This is a genomic window from Caulobacter sp. P1_B12_2 (genome assembly GCF_056406675.1).
On the sequence record NZ_JBFTZS010000621.1, the window covers coordinates 1 to 2,061 of the forward strand.

General features: G+C 67.7%; 3 protein-coding genes. All 3 read left to right on the forward strand.

Features of this window, described 5'->3' with window-relative positions:
- Positions 1-190 precede the first annotated feature (190 nt).
- Positions 191-472, forward strand: a complete 282-nt coding sequence (locus AC1DZ6_RS24125) for a hypothetical protein (protein WP_477099636.1) — start codon at positions 191-193, stop codon at positions 470-472.
- A 229-nt stretch (positions 473-701) separates the two neighbouring features.
- Positions 702-1,208, forward strand: a complete 507-nt coding sequence (locus AC1DZ6_RS24130) for a hypothetical protein (RefSeq protein ID WP_477099637.1) — start codon at positions 702-704, stop codon at positions 1,206-1,208.
- On the forward strand, positions 1,123-2,061 hold a 939-nt coding region (locus tag AC1DZ6_RS24135), incomplete at its 3' end, for a terminase large subunit domain-containing protein (RefSeq protein WP_477099638.1). The genes AC1DZ6_RS24130 and AC1DZ6_RS24135, both read left to right, overlap by 86 nt.

The window sequence follows — 2,061 nt, forward strand, 5'->3', positions numbered from 1 at the left end:
GTCCTTGACTCGGTCAGACGCCAGAGCAAGCTCGCCTCCAAGGCCTTAAGGCGCGGCCTCGCCGAGGCGGTTTTTGAGGCGTCAGCCGCCGCCGGTTCGCGCTTGGGACAGACGGGCGGTACGCCAAGAGCGGTCGCTTCTAGAGGCCGAGAAGTGTGGTTAGCGGTCACGCTGCTGCTAAGCTGCACTTATGAACCGTCTCTCCGCGCTCATCTATGCAGCTTTCATGATCTTCGTCTTTATGGCCGTTGGCGGGACATGGGTGAAGGGTATTGCTGACGTCCTGAAAGCCAGGCGACTGGGCGAAGTCCGAACCCGATCTGCCGTTGGGCGAACTGTCTATCGCTCAAACGATCCCAAGAAATTCCGCAGTGTATTGCGTTGGCGAACGGTCTGGCTCGCAACAATGCCAATAGGCTTGATGTGGCTTGCCTTGCTCACCCTCATCGCCATCGCTGGCGCCGCCATTTAGTCCGCTATGGGCCGACAGCAGACTCCGCACCTGTTGCGAATAGGCGCCAGACACCAGTTTGACCTCGCCCGACCGTCCGCGACGGCCCCCTGACGGGGATCCAGCTCCGTCTATCCTCAACGCTCAGCGACTCAACACCAACGAAATCAACGCCCTAAACTTTCTCGACCTAACTTATCAGCGGCGCCCGCTGCTCCCGTATCTTTGTGTCATGGCCGGGAGAAGCGAGATGAAGCCGGAAGACCTGATGGCGAAGATCGGACAGCTGTTCGTCGAACGGTACGCCGAGCTGGTGATCAAGATCGACGACACAACCGACCAACGCAGCGACGAGGCGCAGCTGAAGATTCTTGGCCGCGCGTCGATGGAAGGGTCTCGCGTCAGCGCCTTCCACGCCCAGGGCCAAAAGGTGTCCGCCGGCCTGGCGAAGCTGGAGGCCGAGGTCGCCAAGTCCTCGGCGCAGGCGACGCTCGCGGCCGCCACGGTCGCCGCCGCCAAGGGCGCCGCCAACGAGAACGAGGTCGAAACCCCCGAGGAGATGGAAATGGATGACGACACTGGTCGCACCCCCGAACGCATCGACGCCCTCTATCATGAGATCGATCGACGACTGGCTGCTCTTGCGGCGCGCCGGGAAGCTAAGGGATGGGGTGGACGAAACGGTCCTGTCGCGGCTGGAGCGACTGAAGGCGATCTTGCCAGCGGCGGCGGAGCCGCACCAGCAGGCCCCGCCTGACCCCTGGACCACCTGGCTGTTCCTCGGCGGCCGCGGCGCGGGCAAGACCTTCGCCGGAGCGTCCTGGATCGCCGACCAGGCCGAACGCCACGCCAACCTCGCCCTGGTCGGCCCCACCTTCCACGATGTCCGCGAGGTGATGATCGAGGGCCCTTCGGGCATCAAGAGCCTCTACCCGCCGGGCGAACGGCCGACCTGGCGCGCCAGCCGTCGGCGGCTGGAATTCAACAACGGCGCCGTCGCCCAGGCCTTCTCGGCCGAGGATCCCGATGCCTTGCGCGGTCCGCAGTTCCACGCCGCCTGGGCCGACGAGTTCTGCGCCTGGCCGAAACCCGCCGAGACCCTGGCCATGCTGCGCTTCGGCCTGCGCCTGGGGACCGATCCGCGCCTGGTGGTCACCACCACGCCCCGGCCGATCCGCGCCCTGCGAAACCTGATCGCCGAGCCGGGCGCGGTTCAGACGCGCGCCCCGACCCGCGCCAACGAAGCGCATCTGGCGCCGGCCTTCCTGTCGACGCTGCAGAGCCTCTACGGCGGCACGCGCCTGGCCGCCCAGGAGCTGGACGGCCTGATCGTCGAAGGCGAGGGCGGGCTGTTCCGCGCCGAGGACCTGGCCCGCTGTCGGGGCGCGCCGCCGGCCGCCTTCGACCGCGTGGTCGTGGCCGTCGACCCGCCGGCCACGGCGGGCGGCGACGCCTGCGGCATCGTGGTCTGCGGGCGCTTTGAGGGTCGGGCCTTCGTGCTCGAGGACCGCACCGCGCGCGGCCTGTCGCCCCATGGCTGGGCCCGCCGCGCGGTGGACGCCGCCGTCCGCTGGTCGGCCGACGCCCTGGTGGCCGAAGCCAACCAGGGC